Source organism: Actinomycetospora rhizophila (assembly GCF_042657905.1).
Lineage (GTDB): Bacteria > Actinomycetota > Actinomycetes > Mycobacteriales > Pseudonocardiaceae > Actinomycetospora > Actinomycetospora rhizophila.
Genome location: NZ_JBHSKG010000002.1, coordinates 283,349 through 299,536 on the forward strand (window position 1 = coordinate 283,349; position 16,188 = coordinate 299,536).

General features: G+C 72.9%; 13 protein-coding genes. 11 read left to right on the forward strand and 2 right to left on the reverse strand.

The annotated features are described in order from the left end of the window. The first annotated feature begins 211 nt into the window (after nt 1–211). From exaC to ACFPK1_RS05225, 4 genes are all read left to right on the forward strand, one after another. Complete coding sequence (exaC, locus tag ACFPK1_RS05210; RefSeq protein ID WP_378019841.1) at nt 212–1,735, forward strand: acetaldehyde dehydrogenase ExaC; 1,524 nt, start codon at nt 212–214, stop codon at nt 1,733–1,735. After that, entirely contained in the window at nt 1,735–2,172 is a 438-nt protein-coding gene (locus ACFPK1_RS05215) for a DUF779 domain-containing protein (protein WP_378019842.1), read from the forward strand. Before exaC ends, ACFPK1_RS05215 begins: the two co-directional genes overlap by 1 nt. A gap of 102 nt (nt 2,173–2,274) precedes the next feature. After that, nucleotides 2,275–2,874 carry a cysteine hydrolase family protein gene (locus tag ACFPK1_RS05220; protein WP_378019843.1) on the forward strand — a complete coding sequence of 200 codons (600 nt, stop codon included), beginning with the start codon at nt 2,275–2,277 and terminating at the stop codon, nt 2,872–2,874. Nucleotides 2,875–2,987: 113 nt separating this feature from the next. Beyond that, entirely contained in the window at nt 2,988–3,350 is a 363-nt protein-coding gene (locus ACFPK1_RS05225; protein WP_378020267.1) for a histone-like nucleoid-structuring protein Lsr2, read from the forward strand. A 4-nt stretch (nt 3,351–3,354) separates the two neighbouring features. Here the strand turns inward: ACFPK1_RS05225 and ACFPK1_RS05230 are convergent, their stop codons facing one another. Continuing rightward, on the reverse strand, nt 3,355–4,059 hold the full coding sequence (locus ACFPK1_RS05230; protein ID WP_378019844.1) for a Crp/Fnr family transcriptional regulator: 705 nt from the start codon (nt 4,057–4,059) through the stop codon (nt 3,355–3,357). Nucleotides 4,060–4,229: 170 nt separating this feature from the next. On the opposite strand from ACFPK1_RS05230, the gene ACFPK1_RS05235 reads away from it, so the two are divergent. Next, on the forward strand, nt 4,230–5,507 hold the full coding sequence (locus tag ACFPK1_RS05235) for a M23 family metallopeptidase (protein ID WP_378019845.1): 1,278 nt from the start codon (nt 4,230–4,232) through the stop codon (nt 5,505–5,507). 304 nt (nt 5,508–5,811) lie between these two features. Next, nucleotides 5,812–8,349 carry an ATP-dependent Clp protease ATP-binding subunit gene (locus ACFPK1_RS05240; protein ID WP_378019846.1) on the forward strand — a complete coding sequence of 846 codons (2,538 nt, stop codon included), beginning with the start codon at nt 5,812–5,814 and terminating at the stop codon, nt 8,347–8,349. 144 nt (nt 8,350–8,493) lie between these two features. On the opposite strand, the gene ACFPK1_RS05245 is transcribed toward ACFPK1_RS05240, so the two are convergent. Next, on the reverse strand, nt 8,494–9,441 hold the full coding sequence (locus ACFPK1_RS05245; protein ID WP_378019847.1) for a hypothetical protein: 948 nt from the start codon (nt 9,439–9,441) through the stop codon (nt 8,494–8,496). A gap of 224 nt (nt 9,442–9,665) precedes the next feature. Between ACFPK1_RS05245 and ACFPK1_RS05250 the strand changes: the two genes are divergently transcribed. The 5 genes from ACFPK1_RS05250 to ACFPK1_RS05270 all read left to right on the forward strand — a co-directional run bounded on the left by ACFPK1_RS05250 (nt 9,666) and on the right by ACFPK1_RS05270 (nt 16,187). Continuing rightward, nucleotides 9,666–10,460, forward strand: coding sequence for a PIG-L family deacetylase (locus ACFPK1_RS05250; protein ID WP_378019848.1), 795 nt, complete (start codon nt 9,666–9,668; stop codon nt 10,458–10,460). Next, nucleotides 10,457–11,557 carry a GNAT family N-acetyltransferase gene (locus ACFPK1_RS05255; RefSeq protein ID WP_378019849.1) on the forward strand — a complete coding sequence of 367 codons (1,101 nt, stop codon included), beginning with the start codon at nt 10,457–10,459 and terminating at the stop codon, nt 11,555–11,557. Before ACFPK1_RS05250 ends, ACFPK1_RS05255 begins: the two co-directional genes overlap by 4 nt. A 159-nt stretch (nt 11,558–11,716) precedes the next feature. Then, nucleotides 11,717–12,448 (forward strand): glycosyltransferase, encoded by a 732-nt coding sequence (locus tag ACFPK1_RS05260; RefSeq protein WP_378019850.1) that lies wholly within the window; start codon nt 11,717–11,719, stop codon nt 12,446–12,448. 191 nt (nt 12,449–12,639) lie between these two features. After that, nucleotides 12,640–14,094, forward strand: a complete 1,455-nt coding sequence (locus tag ACFPK1_RS05265) for a glycosyltransferase family 4 protein (protein WP_378019851.1) — start codon at nt 12,640–12,642, stop codon at nt 14,092–14,094. Between the two features lie 122 nt (nt 14,095–14,216). After that, a complete protein-coding gene (locus ACFPK1_RS05270) occupies nt 14,217–16,187 on the forward strand; it encodes an ArnT family glycosyltransferase (RefSeq protein WP_378019852.1) in 1,971 nt (656 codons plus the stop codon). The last annotated feature ends 1 nt before the right edge of the window (nt 16,188 follow it).

Here is a 16,188-nt window from a genome sequence, read left to right on the forward strand (position 1 = left end):
CGTCATCGGCACCGATCCTGCCCGTCGGGGGGCCGCGAGGGACCCCTCCCGACGGATGGTGCTGCATGCCCTCCGGTGAGGCAACCCTTCATCACAACCTCGGGAGCGGCTGCACGGCAAGGAAGTCGCCGCAGATGCGTTGCAACGCCCCTGCAACCCCCGCGTCCCTAGTGTCCGCGATCACGGAGTCCCGAGATGTGGAGGAAAACCGATGGCCATCTACGCGGCACCGGGCTCGGCGGACAGCGTCGTCACGTTCAAGCCCCGCTACGACCACTACATCGGCGGCGAGTACGTCGCGCCGGTGAAGGGTCAGTACTTCGAGAACCCGACCCCGCAGACGGGGCAGACGTTCACCGAGGTGGCCCGCGGCACGGCCGAGGACGTCGAGAAGGCCCTGGACGCCGCCCACGCCGCGGCGCCGGCGTGGGGCAGGACCTCGACGACCGAGCGCGCCAACATCCTGAACAAGATGGCCGACCGCATCGAGGCGAACCTCGAGAAGATCGCGGTCGCCGAGAGCTGGGAGAACGGCAAGGCGGTCCGCGAGACCCTCGTCGCCGACATCCCGCTCGCCGTCGACCACCTGCGCTACTTCGCCGGCGCGATCCGCGCGCAGGAGGGCCACCTCTCGCAGATCGACGAGGACACGGTCGCCTACCACTTCCAGGAGCCCCTGGGCGTCGTCGGCCAGATCATCCCGTGGAACTTCCCGATCCTCATGGCGATCTGGAAGCTCGCCCCGGCCCTCGCCGCGGGCAACGCGGTCGTCCTCAAGCCCGCCGAGCAGACCCCGGCCTCGATCCACGTGCTCATCGACGTGGTCGGCGACCTGCTCCCGGCCGGTGTCCTCAACATCGTCAACGGCTTCGGCGTCGAGGCGGGCAAGCCGCTCGCGTCGTCCCCGCGCATCCGCAAGATCGCCTTCACCGGCGAGACCACGACCGGTCGCCTGATCTCCCAGTACGCCTCGGAGAACCTCATCCCGGTCACGCTCGAGCTGGGCGGCAAGAGCCCGAACATCTTCTTCGACGACGTCGCCGCCTACCAGGACGCCTTCTACGACAAGGCGCTCGAGGGCTTCGCGATGTTCGCCCTCAACCAGGGCGAGGTCTGCACCTGCCCGTCGCGCGCGCTGGTCCAGGGCGGCATCTTCGACGAGTTCGTCGCGCAGGGCGTCAAGCGCGCCGAGCAGGTCAAGATGGGCAACCCGCTCGACACCGACACGATGATGGGCGCGCAGGCCTCGAACGACCAGCTCGAGAAGATCCTGTCCTACATCGACATCGGTCGTCAGGAGGGCGCGAAGGTCCTCACCGGCGGCGAGCGCGCCGACCTCGGCGGCGACCTCTCGGGCGGCTACTACGTCCAGCCGACCGTCTTCGAGGGCAACAACTCGATGCGGATCTTCCAGGAGGAGATCTTCGGGCCGGTGCTGTCGGTGACGCGCTTCTCCGACTACGCCGACGCCATGGCGATCGCCAACGACACGCTCTACGGCCTCGGCGCCGGCGTGTGGTCGCGTGACGCCAACACGGCCTACCGCGCGGGCCGCGAGATCCAGGCCGGCCGGGTCTGGGTGAACAACTACCACGCCTACCCGGCGCACGCGGCCTTCGGCGGCTACAAGCAGTCGGGCATCGGCCGCGAGAACCACAAGATGATGCTCGACCACTACCAGCAGACCAAGAACATCCTGCAGAGCTACTCGGACAACGCGCTCGGGTTCTTCTGATGGACGGGGTGAGCACCAGCACCGACGTCACCGAGCAGGTGCCGGAGGTGCCGGGCTCGGGCACCGGGCGCGTGGCCCTGTCGCCGCAGGCCGCCGAGCTCCTGGTGACGCTCACCGACATCCACGGGCCCTTGATGTTCCACCAGTCCGGCGGGTGCTGCGACGGCAGCGCCCCGATGTGCTACCCGGACGGGGACTTCAAGATCGGGGGCCAGGACGTGCACCTCGGTGACCTCACCGTCGGGGGCCTGGAGAAGCCGATCGGCTTCTACATGTCCGCCTCGCAGTTCGAGTACTGGAAGCACACGCACCTCACCGTCGACGTGGTGAAGGGCCGCGGCAGCGGGTTCTCGGTGGAGGCGCCCGAGGGCGTGCGCTTCATCATCCGCTCGCGGCTGTTCACCGACGACGAGATGCGCGAGCTGGGTGACCTGTAGCCGGTCACCGGAGCACGATCGAGGGGCGCCCCCGCTGCGCAGGTCGCAGCAGGGGCGCCCCTCGCACGTCCGGCCCCGAGACCCTGACGAAGGAGTTCGACGATGAGCACCCCGTCCACGACGCTGCGCGAGCTGACCGGCATGCCCGCGGCGCCCGCATCCCTGCGCGAGTCCGCGCTCGTGATGATCGACCTGCAGAACACCTACACCCGCGGCGTCATGGCCCTCGAGAACGTCGAGCCGGCCATCGACGAGGCCGCCGCCCTGCTCGACCGCGCGCGCAGCGCCGGCATCCCGATCGTGCACGTCCAGCACGACGCGGGGGAGGGCACGCCCTACGACGTCCGCGCCGAGATCGGGGCGATCGTCGACCGCGTCGCACCGCGCGAGGGCGAGCACATCGTCGTCAAGAACTTCCCGAACTCGTTCGTCGGCACCGACCTCGAGGAGCACCTGCGCAGCAAGTCCGCCTCGAACCTCGTGCTCGCGGGCTTCATGACGCACATGTGCGTGAACTCCACCGCGCGCGGCGCGTTCAACGCCGGATTCGCGCCCTCGGTGGTCGCCGGGGCCACCGCCACCCGCGCCCTTCCCGGACCGGACGGTACGGTTTCGGCCTCGTCACTGCAGAGCGCCAGTCTCGCCGCGCTCTCCGACATGTTCGCGGTCGTGGTTCCCGACACCGCCGCGATCCCCGACTGACGCGCAATTCTGCGATCCGACCCGAAATCGCGGCGTGGATCACTCGACAACGTCCCGATCCCGGAAATAGGGTCCGGCCGTATTCAATGCGAGTCGGCTGCGGAGGTCGCGTGATGGCGCAGAAAGTCGTGGTGTCCCTCGTCGACGACCTGGACCAGTCGGAGGCGGACGAGACCGTCGAGTTCGGGCTCGACGGCGCCACGTACGAGATCGACCTCTCGGACGCCAACGCGTCCGCGCTGCGCGACGCGCTCGCCGACTTCGTCGCCCACGCCCGGCGCAGCGGGGGCCGGCGGAAGTCGTCGTCGACGGCGTCCCCGGCCCCCGCGGCGCGCCGGGGCAGCGGCGGCCGCGCGGCGGTCGACCGCGAGCAGAACCAGGCGATCCGCGAGTGGGCGCGCAAGCAGGGGATGACGGTGTCCGAGCGCGGGCGCATCCCCAGCGAGGTCAGCGAGGCCTACCACAAGGCCCACTAGGAGCTCACCGCTCGGCGTAGGCGGTGAGGGCGCGCCGGTCGAGCGTCACGGTGCGCCCGCCCGGGTGGATCGCGATGAGGCCCCGGTCGGCCAGGGCCCGCAGGGCGGTGTTCAGCGTCTGGCGGGCGATGCCCAGGCGCTGGGCGAGGAGGGTCTGCGGGCCGTCGAAGACGATGACGTCGCCGTCGGCCACGAGCTCGAGCAGCAGGCCCGCCACCCGCTGCGTCACCGGCCTGCGCAGCGCCCGCCCGGTCCAGGTGCGGTTCTGGTAGCGCACGATCCGGATGAGGTCGCCCGCGAGCGCCAGCAGGGTCTCCGGGCACCGGCGCAGCGCCGTGAGGGCCACGCCGGCCGGGATCACGAGCACGACGGAGTCGCGCACGGCCACCGCGTCCTCGGTGCGCGGCCCCGGGTGCAGGACCTCGAAGTAGCCGAACGCGTCGCCGACGGCGGCCACCCCGAGGTCGATGACGTCGCCCCCGGCCGAGCTGATGCGGGCGACGACGGAGCCCCGCCGCAGGACGAACATCGCGTCGCCGGGGCCGCCCTCGAGGAAGACCGGCTCGCCGGCGGCGTAGTGCCGCGTGGTGGTGGCGGCGGCGAGCATCTCGACCGCCGCGACGTCGAGCCCGCGCAGCTGCGGGCAGGCCCGCAGGACGTCCCGGGCGTGCTCGCCCCGCGCCTCCGGCGCCGACACGGTCACCGTCACCCTCACCACCCCCTGGTGCTCCGGCCCGGATGCTCTTCACCCGTTCGGCCTCATGGCGTGGTCATCGCCATGACAGCGCGTCGATCATGCGAGCCCCTAGCGTCCGGCGTCGACGGTCCGGTCGGAACTCCGACACCACGGGTCGCGGGGCACGAGCACCGGGAGACGCAGTGCGGGTCGGGAGAAGCAGGCGGGCGGCACTGGTCGGTGCCCTGCTCGCGGCGGTGACGGTCCTGGCGGCGTGCGGCGGGCCGACGGCGGGCGCGGCACCGCCGAGCCCGGCGCCGCCCCCCGGCACGGTGGAGGAGGGTCCGTTCGGCGGACCGTCGGCGCCCGACGTCGTGCCCGGCGCGGTGTCGGTGTTCACCCCGGTGACGGCGTCGGTGCTCCGGGCGCCGATCCCCGTGCCCGCCACGGACGGCCGCGTCCACCTGGCCTACGAGCTCGAGCTCGGTAACGTCCTCGCCTCGCCCGCGACGGTCAACGCGGTCGAGGTCCTCGGTGACGGCCGCTCGCTGCTGCGGCTGGAGGGCGACGCCCTCGCCTCCTGGATCAGACCTTTCGGCGGGCAGCCGGGCTCGCGAGACCTGGCCGGCGGCCAGGGCGGGCTGCTCTGGCTGGACGTGACGCTCGCGCCGACCGACCCCGTCCCCGCGCGCCTCGAGCACCGGCTCGACCTGTCCTTCGCCCAGCCCGCGCCGCCGCTCGTGCCGCCGACCCTCACCGCCACGATGGCCCCGACCACGGTCGACCGGACGCCGCCGGCGCGCATCGCGCCGCCGCTGCGCGGAGCCGGGTGGCTCGACGGCGACAGCTGCTGTCGCCTCGGCGCGCACCGGGGCGCGGTCAGCCCGATCGACGGGCAGCTGTACGCGCCCGAACGCTTCGCCATCGACTACGTGCAGGTCGACCCGGCCGGCCGGATGATGAGCGGTCCGCCCACCGACATCGCGAGCTACGCCTACGTCGGCGCCGATGTCCTGGCCGTCGCCGACGGGCCGGTCGTCGGGCTCGTCAGCGACCTCCCGCAGCAGCCGCCCGGGGGGAACCCGAGCGGCCTGACGCTGCAGCAGTACGGGGGTAATCACGTCGTGCAGGACATCGGCGGCGGGCGCTACGCCTTCTACGCGCACCTGCAGACAGGCAACCCGATGAACCTCGCCGTCGGCCAGCAGCTGACGCGCGGCCAGGTGCTCGGCAAGCTGGGCAACTCCGGCAACTCCGATGCGCCCCACCTGCACTTCCACGTGATGGACCGCCCGGACCCGCTCGCGGCGAACGGCCTGCCGTTCGAGTTCGACACCTTCACCCTCGAGGGCCGGGTGACCTCGGAGGAGTCGCTGCAGCAGGGCACGGCGGGCCCGAACCCCTTCGCGATCGACCGGGCCGGCGCGGGTCCGCGGTCGGGGGTGTCGCCGCTGGGGCTGGACATCATGGGATACCCGTGATCCGAGAGAGTGGTTCGCCCGCCGCGAACGCCTCCGGGGGATGACGCGAACGTCGTGGATGGTTGGACAGGACGGAACGAGGACGGCCCATGACGGTCCGTCGCGCGTGTCCGCCGTCACGGTGGTGCAACCGTCACCGTCCCGTGACGTCACGCGCGACGACTACGATGGCCTTACGGTGCAAGGGCAGTTCGGGCACCGTGGGGGTCCCGATCCGTCATCGGGCACCAGCCAAGGGGCCACCGGGCCGTCTCGTCGGGGACACTCGGTGGCGGACCGCCGGCGCAGCAGTCAGGAGTGACAGATGTTCGAGAGGTTCACCGACCGCGCGAGGCGGGTGGTCGTCCTGGCCCAAGAAGAGGCCCGGATGCTCAACCACAACTACATCGGCACCGAGCACATCCTGCTCGGGCTGATCCACGAGGGCGAAGGCGTCGCCGCCAAGGCCCTCGAGTCGCTGGGCATCGCCCTCGAGGGCGTGCGCCAGCAGGTCGAGGAGATCATCGGCCAGGGCCAGCAGGCCCCGTCCGGCCACATCCCCTTCACCCCCCGCGCCAAGAAGGTGCTGGAGCTGTCGCTGCGCGAGGCGCTGCAGCTCGGCCACAACTACATCGGCACCGAGCACATCCTGCTCGGGCTGATCCGTGAGGGCGAGGGCGTCGCCGCCCAGGTGCTCGTCAAGCTGGGCGCGGACCTCAACCGCGTGCGCCAGCAGGTGCTGCAGCTGCTCTCGGGCTACCAGGGCAAGGAGCCCGCGGAGTCCGGCAGCCAGCGCGGCGAGGGCACCCCGTCGTCCTCCCTGGTGCTCGACCAGTTCGGTCGCAACCTCACCCAGTCGGCCCGCGAGGGCAAGCTGGACCCGGTCATCGGCCGGGAGAAGGAGATCGAGCGGGTCATGCAGGTCCTGTCCCGCAGGACCAAGAACAACCCGGTGCTCATCGGCGAGCCCGGCGTCGGCAAGACCGCCGTCGTCGAGGGGCTCGGCCAGGCCATCGTCAAGGGCGAGGTCCCCGAGACGCTGAAGGACAAGCAGCTCTACACCCTCGACCTCGGGTCGCTGGTGGCGGGCTCGCGCTACCGCGGTGACTTCGAGGAGCGCCTCAAGAAGGTCCTCAAGGAGATCCGCACCCGCGGCGACATCATCCTGTTCATCGACGAGCTCCACACGCTCGTCGGCGCGGGTGCCGCCGAGGGCGCGATCGACGCCGCGTCGATCCTCAAGCCGATGCTGGCCCGCGGCGAGCTGCAGACCATCGGCGCGACCACGCTCGACGAGTACCGCAAGCACGTCGAGAAGGACGCCGCGCTCGAGCGCCGCTTCCAGCCGATCCAGGTGGGGGAGCCCTCGGTGGCCCACTCCATCGAGATCCTCAAGGGGCTGCGCGACCGCTACGAGGCCCACCACCGCGTCTCGATCACCGACCCGGCGCTGGTCGCGGCGGCCACCCTGGCCGACCGCTACATCAACGACCGCTTCCTGCCGGACAAGGCCATCGACCTCATCGACGAGGCCGGCGCCCGCATGCGCATCCGCCGCATGACCGCGCCGCCGGACCTGCGCGAGTTCGACGAGAAGATCGCCGACGTCCGTCGCGAGAAGGAGTCCGCGATCGACGCGCAGGACTTCGAGAAGGCGGCGCGCCTGCGCGACGAGGAGAAGACCCTCATCGGGCAGAAGACCGAGCGCGAGAAGCAGTGGAAGTCGGGTGACCTCGACGTCGTCGCCGAGGTCGACGACGAGCAGATCGCCGAGGTGCTGGCCAACTGGACCGGCATCCCCGTCTTCAAGCTCACCGAGGAGGAGACCACCCGTCTGCTCCGCATGGAGGACGAGCTCCACAAGCGCATCATCGGCCAGGAGGACGCCGTCAAGGCGGTCTCGCAGTCGATGCGCCGCACGCGGGCCGGCCTCAAGGACCCGAAGCGCCCCTCGGGCTCGTTCATCTTCGCCGGCCCGTCGGGTGTCGGTAAGACCGAGCTCACCAAGGCGCTCGCGGAGTTCCTCTTCGGCGACGACGACGCGCTCGTCCAGATCGACATGGGCGAGTTCCACGACCGCTACACCGCCTCGCGGCTCTTCGGCGCGCCCCCCGGGTACGTCGGCTACGAGGAGGGCGGCCAGCTCACCGAGAAGGTGCGCCGCAAGCCGTTCTCGGTGGTCCTCTTCGACGAGATCGAGAAGGCCCACTCCGAGGTCTACAACACGCTGCTGCAGGTGCTCGAGGACGGCCGCCTGACCGACGGTCAGGGACGCATCGTCGACTTCAAGAACACGGTCATCGTGTTCACGTCGAACCTCGGCACGCAGGACATCTCGAAGGCGGTCGGCCTCGGGTTCCAGTCCGGGCAGGACTCGGGCTCGAACTACGAGCGCATGAAGAACAAGGTCACGGACGAGCTCAAGAAGCACTTCCGTCCCGAGTTCCTCAACCGCATCGACGACATCATCGTGTTCCACCAGCTGCGCGAGGACGAGATCGTGCAGATGGTCGACCTGATGATCGGTCGCACCGAGAAGCAGCTGCAGAACAAGGACATGTCGATCGAGCTCACCGACGCCGCGAAGAAGCTGCTCGCGCAGCGCGGCTTCGACCCGGTGCTCGGCGCCCGTCCGCTGCGCCGCACGATCCAGCGCGAGATCGAGGACCAGCTCTCCGAGAAGATCCTCTTCGGCGAGGTCGAGTCCGGCCAGATCGTGCTCGTCGACGTCGAGGGCTGGTCGCCCGAGCCCGACGAGAACGGGGTCACCAAGCCGGCCCCGGAGTCGGCCACCTTCACCTTCCGCGGTGAGGCCAAGCCGACCCCGGTTCCGGACACCCCGGAGGTCGCCGCGGCGGAGTGATCCGCCTGTAGCACGTCACCGGAGCCCCGGTCCCTCGCGCGAGGGGCCGGGGCTCCGGCGTGTCCGGGGTCGGCGTGTCGTGTCAGCGGCGTGGCGTCGCAGACGCTGAGTGTCCGTAACGCCACGCGCTCGCTTCGATCTTGCTCAGGTCGTGGTGCGCGGCGGCTCGTAGCGGACCCGCGGCGACGGGAGGAGCGCGGCCGTGGCGAGCGCGTCGAGGACGTCGGCGTGCAGGCCGGTGGCGTCGCCGCGAAGCTGTGCGGGCCGGGTGCTCAGCACATGGAGCCCGGCCGCCCTCAACCGCCGCTGATAGGCGAGCGTCTCCTCCACCTGCTCCGGTGTGGCGAAGTGGTGCTCGACCGAATCGATCTGCCAGACGAAGCCCAGCTCCCGGACGACTCCGTCGGCGATGGCCAGGAAGCGGCCTGCTTCATCGCAGATGCGCACGTTCCACTCGATCTCGGGAAGGTCGTCCCACGCCTTCCAGAACTCGCGAGCCTCGTACTCCGCGGCGGACCAGACGCCGTCGTCCACGGCTTGCAGAACGCGTCGCGGGGCCGCGGAGCCCTTGCGGCATCCGGCGTCCAGTTCTCGGCGCAGGGCGGCTGCCAGCGCCATCCGACGACGCACCGCCTCGGACAGCACGGCGGCGATCACCGCCAGGTCCTTGATCCGCCGCGTGCCGTCGGTGAGGCAGCGAACGAGGGGCGCGACGGCGAGTCCGTCTCGAGTAACCGGCCTGGGGAGGCGTCTGGTGCGCTCGACGATGATCCGCGACGTACTGAGGACCCGTCGCGGCTCGTCGATGAGGACATGGACCGTCGAGGGATCGTCGCCCGCCCGGATCCCGTGGTGCCGGGCTCCACCGATGCCGGTGATGACGGCGCCCTCGCCCGCGTAGACGAGCGCTGCGATCTCCAGCTGACGGTACGTGGGCTCCCCGTTGGAGAGCAGGAACGTGGCCGGCGCGAGAAGCTGCCACGGCCCGTCTTCCTGGGTTCGGCGATAGGCCGTGCGCTCGGGGACTCCCTGGGCGACCAGCTCGTCGATCCCGATGACCCCCTCCCAGCTCGCGGCACGCAGCCGCTCCATCTCCTGGGCCCACTTCCCTCGCCGCACGCACCGAGGTTGGCGACCGGCCTCTTGGTGCGGGGGCGATTTCGCGCAGGCTGTGGACAACTCGGTCAGCGGCGTCCGAGCGCAGCGAACCCTGTGCACAAGTGCCTGACCTCCGGATCGAGCGCGTGGCGTTACGGACACTCAACGTCTGCGACGGCACTCCGCTGACACACCACGCCGGTCTACGATCCGCTGGCGTGAGGGGTCAGACGCCGCCGTTCCTCGCCGACGTCGCACCCGGCGAGGCGCTCCTGTTCCTCTCCGCGCACCTCGACGACGCCGTCCTCTCCTGTGGCGGGCTGATGGCGCACCTCGCCGACCGGCACCCGCTGGTCGTCGTCACCGTCTTCAGCGAGGCCGGCGACCCGCCCCACACGCGGGCGGCGCGCACCTTCCTGCGCCAGTGCGGGGCGGACGACGCCGCGTCGCTGTTCGCCGCACGCCGGGCCGAGGACCGGGCGGTGCTCGACGGGCTCGGCGCGCGGACCGTGCACCTCGGCGAGGTCGACGCGCTGTTCCGGCGCCGCGACGTCCCCGCCGCCCTCGACCGGGCGGGCCGGGCCGTCCCCGAGCTCGTCCACCGCTACCCGACCTATCGGTTCGACATCGCCCTCGGCCGGGTGTCGGGCGGCGACGGGGCGCTCGTGGACGCCGTCACCCCGCGCGTCCGCGCGCTCGCCGACGAGGCGGGCGCGCGCACCGTGTTCTGCCCGGTCGGCGTCGGACGCCACGTCGACCACCTGCTCACCCGGCGCGTCGGAGAGGCCCTCGGCCTGCGGGTGATCCACTACTCCGACTTCCCGTACGACCTCACCCACGCCACCGACCCGGCCTTCCTCGCGGCCCACGGCGCCACGAGACGCTCGTTCGCCGACGGCACCGCCGACCGCGAGCGCCTGGTCCGCGGGTACGCCACCCAGGTCGACGCCCTCTTCGGTGACGGCACCGTCCCGGCCACGCCCGAGGTCTACTACGCGGCGGGCGCCCGGTGATCCAGCGCCTCGACCCCGACCTCCTCGAGGCCTGGGACGCCCTCGCCCTCGCCACGGGGGCGCCCGTCTTCGCGCGCCCCGGGTGGCTGACGGCCTGGGCGGACGCCTTCGGCGCGCGCGAGCACCTGCGGGCCCTCACCGTCCACCGCGACGGCGCGCTCGTCGCCCTGCTGCCCGTGATCTCCGGTCCGCTGGGCCTGCGCACGCCCACGAACTCCGAGACCGCGCTGATCGCGCCGGTCGTCGCCGACGACGACGCCGCGGGCGATCTCGCCCAGCGCCTGCTGGCCCGCCGCGCCGGGACCGTCGACCTCGACGCCGTCCTCGCCGACCACCCGCTGACCGCCGCCCTGCGCACCGCCGCCGGGAGCACCCCGGCGCTCGAGACCGTGCGCTGCTCGTCGCCCTGGGTCGACACGTCGGGCGACCCCGCCGACTTCCTGCGGCGGCTGTCGAAGAACCGCCGCCACGGCCTGAAGCGCCTCGCCAAGCGGCTCGACGAGGCCGGCGAGGTCTCGTTCGACGTGTCCGACGGCAGGAACGACAGCGGGGACGACGACCTCGACGAGCTGCTCCGGGACGGTCTGCGCCTCGAGGCCCGCGACTGGAAGCTCGCCGCGGGGACGGCGATCGCCTCCAGCCCCGCCCGCGTCGCCTTCTACACGCGGGCGGCGCGGTGGGCCGCGGACGCCGGCGTCCTGCGCCTGGCGTTCCTGCGCCTCGACGGGCGCGCGATCGCGTTCGGCTACTGCCTGCAGCAGGGACCCACCCTGCACTTCCTCAAGCTGGGCATGGACGACGAGCACGCCAAGCTCGGGCCCGGGATGATGATCACCAAGCGGCTGATCGACCACGCCTTCGCCCAGCCCGGGGTCCGCGAGCTCGACCTGCTCGGCGAGAACGAGTCCTACAAGGCCGACCTCGCCAGCGGGGTCCGCGAGCAGGTCCGGGTGCGGGTGTACCCCACCCCGGTCCTCGGCGGGGTGCAGCGCGCGGCCACGGAGGCCGTCGCCGACCTGCGCCGGAAGGCCGTCGACCGCCTCTCCGACTCCACCCGCGCGCGTCTGCTCGCGCTCCGGAACCGCCTGCAGCGCTGAGCCCCACCCGCCGGACGGGGGAACACCCCACCCCGGGAGGCGGGTCCCCACCGACGGTCGGCGGGTCCGCACCAATGGCTCGCGGGCGATCACTCACGACTCTGGTTCCTGCCAGAACGGACGCCGCCCACCCGGGCGGCACACCCCCAGGAGCCCGCCGTGAACGCCGTCACCGCCACCCGCCGGGCCGCCGACCTCGAGATCGTCATCCCCGCGTACAACGAGGCCGAGCGGCTGCCCCGCACGCTCGAGGCGACCGCCGCGTTCCTCGCGCGCCAGCCGTGGGACGTGCGGATCGTGGTCGTCGACAACGGCAGCGTGGACGACACGGCCGAGGTCGCCCGCCGCGCGGCCGCCCGCTGGGCCGGCGTCGTGGAGATCGACGTCATCGGCTGCTCGATCCGGGGCAAGGGGGCCGCCGTCGCCCGCGGCCTGTCGACGAGCACGTCGACGTTCGTCGGGTTCATGGACGCCGACCTGAGCACGCCCGTCGAGACGCTGACTGCGGCGATGCACCACCTCCAGCTCGGCGCGAGCGCCGTCATCGCCTCCCGCCACGCCCCGGGCGCCGCGTTCGCCGAGCCGCAGCCGCTCGGTCGCCGCCTCGGCGGCGCCGCCTTCCGGGCGCTGAGCCGGTCGCTGGTCCCCGGCGTGCACGACTCGCAGTGCGGCTTCAAGTTCTTCGCCCGCGAGCTGGTCGTCCGCGCGCTCGAGGAGTGCCGGGTCACCAACTTCGCCTTCGACGTCGAGCTCCTGCGCCGGGTGCGCCAGGCCGGCGGCGACATCGTCGAGGTCTCGGTGACCTGGACCGACGACGCCCGCTCCACCTTCCACCCGGTGCGCGACGGCATCCCGAGCTTCCTCGCCGTCCTGCAGCTGCACGCCGCCTGATGCCGCGCACGTGAGCGATGTGGGTCGCCGGAGCGACCCACATCGCTCACGTGGCCGGAGGCCATGGGGGGAGAACCCCACCCCGGAAAGCGGGTCCGCCCCGGGCGGCGGCGGGTCCGCACCATCCGATCTCCGGCGCGCGCGGAGCAAGGTCGTCACCAGCAGCAGGAGAACGGCCCGAGGAGCACACCATGAGCGCCACGCAGATCATCGACCTCGCCGCCGAGCGTCGCGCCCGCCGCGAGGCGCCGGTGCCGGCCGACGGACAGGTCGCGCGGCTGGTCGGCCGCCACGTGCTGGTGCTCAACTGGCGCGACGTCCGCCACCCGCAGGCCGGCGGCGCCGAGCAGTACATGCACGAGATCGCGCGCCGCTGGGTGGCCGCGGGCGTGCGGGTCACCTGGTACGCCGCCCGCCCCGAGGGCCTGTCGCGCCGCGAGGTCGTCGACGGCATCGAGATCGTCCGCTGCGGCGGCGAGCTGACCCTCTACCCCCGCGTGCTCGCCCGCCTGGCCCGCACCCGCAGCCGCTTCGACGCGATCGTCGACTGCCAGAACGGCATCCCCTTCTTCTCCCCGCTGGTCGCCGGCGACCTGCCCGTCCTGCAGGTGCTGCACCACGTCCACCAGGACCAGTTCGCCACCCGCTTCCCGGCCCCGCTCGCCGCGCTGGGCCGGTTCCTCGAGGGGCGGGCCGCGCGCCGCGTCTACGGCGAGCGCACCGTCGCCGCGGTCTCCCCGTCGACGCGCCGGGAGCTGCGCCGCCGCCTCGGCTTCCGCGGCCCCGTCGCGATCGTCCCCAACGGCAGCGCGCCGCTGCCCGCGCCGCGGGCGGAGCGCGCCACCGCGCCGACCGTCGCGGTGGTCAGCCGGCTGGTGCCCCACAAGCGCATCGACGCGCTGCTCGGCCAGGTCGCCGAGGTCGCCCGCGCGGTCCCCGGCCTGCGGGTCGACATCGTCGGCGACGGTCCGGAGCGCCCGCGCCTGGAGGCCCTCGTCGACGAGCTCGGGCTCGCCGGGACGGTCACCCTGCACGGCTTCGCGCCCGACGCCGTCCGCGACGCGATCATCTCCCGCGCGTGGGTCACCACCTCCACCAGCGACGCCGAGGGCTGGGGCTGCACGGTCATCGAGGCCGCCGCGCAGGGCGTGCCGTGCGTCGCCGTCGACGTCCCCGGCATCCGCGACTCCGTCGTCGACGGCCGCACCGGCCGCCTCGTCCCGGACGTCACCGCGATGGGCGCGGCGATCACCGAGGTGCTCCGCGAGCTCGCCGACGACGCCCGCGCGCGCGTCCGCGAGGACGCCTGCCGCGAGTGGGCGGGCGCCTTCACCTGGGAGCGCAGCGCCGACCTGCTCGCCGGCGCGCTGCTCGCCGACGCCCGTCCCGCCCGCTCCGACCTGGCCACCGTCGCCCGTTTCCGCCGCCCCGCCGGGCTCGACGCCCGCGCGCTCGCCGCGGCGCTGCGCAGCACCGACCAGGTCCACGTCGAGGGCGGCGAGGTGGCGGTCCTGCTCACCGGCTGCGACGAGACGGACGCCGCCGCGGTCCTCGCGCGGCTCGGGGTCACCGAGGCCTCGTACCGGCTCGCCGAGAAGCGCGACCTTCTCGCCGGGCCCGCCGCGAGCGTCGGCGTCGCGGCGTGAGCGAAATCGGGACTGTCCGTGATCAGGAATCAGGCTTTAGAGTGACGGATCACGAGCCGGCGCGGCCATCGTCACGGTCCGTGGCGTCATCGCACCGAGCGTCGCGAGGGGGAGGTGGGGGCGTGCGCGACGGCCACCGCACGCCGCCCGGGCGCCTCGGACCCCCGGGACCGGCCGGCGCCGGGCGCCCCGGTCCGGCGGGCCCGCCGCCGGGACGCCCGCAGGGGCCGGTGCCCGGACGCCCGGCGGGACAGCCGCCGAGGCACCCCGGCGCCCAGCCCCACCAGCAGCCCGACCGCCGGCAGCCCGACCGCCAGCAGCCCGCCCCGCAGCGTCCGGCGGCCCCCGGTGGCTCCCGCGTGACGCCGCTGGCGCCCGGCACGCCACCCCCGCCGCTCGGCGACACCGGCAAGGACAAGGGCAAGAGCCGGGGCTGGCGGCCCCGGTGGCCCGCGAGGGGCGACGGGAGCGAGGCGGACAAGGGCCGGGACACGAGCCGGACGCCCGCGCGCCCCGCCGCCGGCGCCCCGCCCGCCACGGGCACGATGCTGGTCCCGCTCGCGGCGCGCGAGAAGCTCGGCGCGCTGACCGTCGGCCGGGCGTGGCCGCTCACCGCGGCCATCGGGGTCGTCGCCTTCGTCTTCCGGGCGGTCGGCCTCGGGCGCGCCAACGACCTGTTCGTCGACGAGCTGCTCTACGCGCAGATCGGCGCGTCGGTCGCCGACGGGCACCTCCCGACGTTCGAGAACAGCCCGTTCTTCCTCCACCCGGTCGGCTCGTTCCTGCTCGACGCCGTGTTCATCAACGTCTTCGGTCTCGGCTCGCTGCCGGTGATGGATCTCGTCTACGGGCTGCGCTGGCTCACCGCGATCCTCGGCGCGATCACGGTGGTGCTGGCCTTCCGCCTGCTGCGCAAGGTCACCCCGCTGCCGATCGCGCTCGGCGGGGCGGCGGTGCTGGCATTCGACCCGTTCGTCCTGCGCAGCGACAGCCGCGTCATGCTCGAGACGCCCGCGACGATGTGGACCCTCCTCGCCTGGCTGCTCCTGCTCGGGGTGCTCACGAACCCGGCGAGCGAGCGGACCCGGCACTGGCGCGAGGTCGGGGTCGGCGTCGTCTTCGGGTGCGCGCTGGCGACCAAGGACATGACGGCCTTCCAGATCGTGGTGCCGCTCGTCCTCGCGATCTTCTGGCGCCGGACCCTGGCCGCCGTGCAGGTCGGGCGCATCGCGCTCGGCGCGGCGGTGCCCTACCTGGTCTACATCGCGGTGATCGCCGCGAACGGGATGCTCGGCGACTTCACCTTCCAGAAGCTCAGCGGTGTGCGCCGGATGCTCGGCATCGACCAGATGACCGGCTTCCACGCGAGCAACGTCAGCCTGGTCGACCGGTTGATCGCGGAGCTCTCGCGCTTCGGCACGAGCTACGTGCTGCTGGGCCTGTGCCTGTTCGCCGGGCTCGGCACGGTGTTCGCCAAGCCGACCGGCCGCCGCCTGATGGGGCTGATCGGGGTCTCGACCGGCCTCTTCGGGGTGTACGCGGCGTCGGCCGGGGCGCTCGAGGAGCAGTTCGGCTACTACACGGTCGTCGTCTCGGTCGTGGTGTGCGCGACGGCGATCGCCGAGCTCCGCGACCGCCGGCCCCCGCTGCGCCGGCCCCTGGCCGTCGCGGGGGCGGTGTTCGTCGCGGCCACGCTCGTGCTCGGTGTCTCCGCGCGCCTCACCGTCGACGACGGCTTCCCGCAGGCGCGCGCGTACCTGGACACGCTGCCGCCGGACGCCAAGGTGGGGCTCACGGGCCCCGTCGCCCAGCTCGCGTTCCTGCCCCGCCCGAACTGGGGCGACTGGCCGAGCCTCACCGCGCTGCGCGACAACGACGCGCAGTACGTCCTGACCTCGCAGCGCCCGCTGCAGCAGGGCTACGGCGACGCCGCCCCGCAGGTGCTCACGTGGCTGGAGCAGAACGCCGAGCCGGTGTTCGTCGCCACCGGCCCCTCCAACGGCGACACCGTGGTCTGGCGGGTGGACCGCGAGCGCCTCGACGCCGCGGTCGCCGCCGGGCAGGACGTGCCACCGGTCTCCGAGAGCGGGTGAG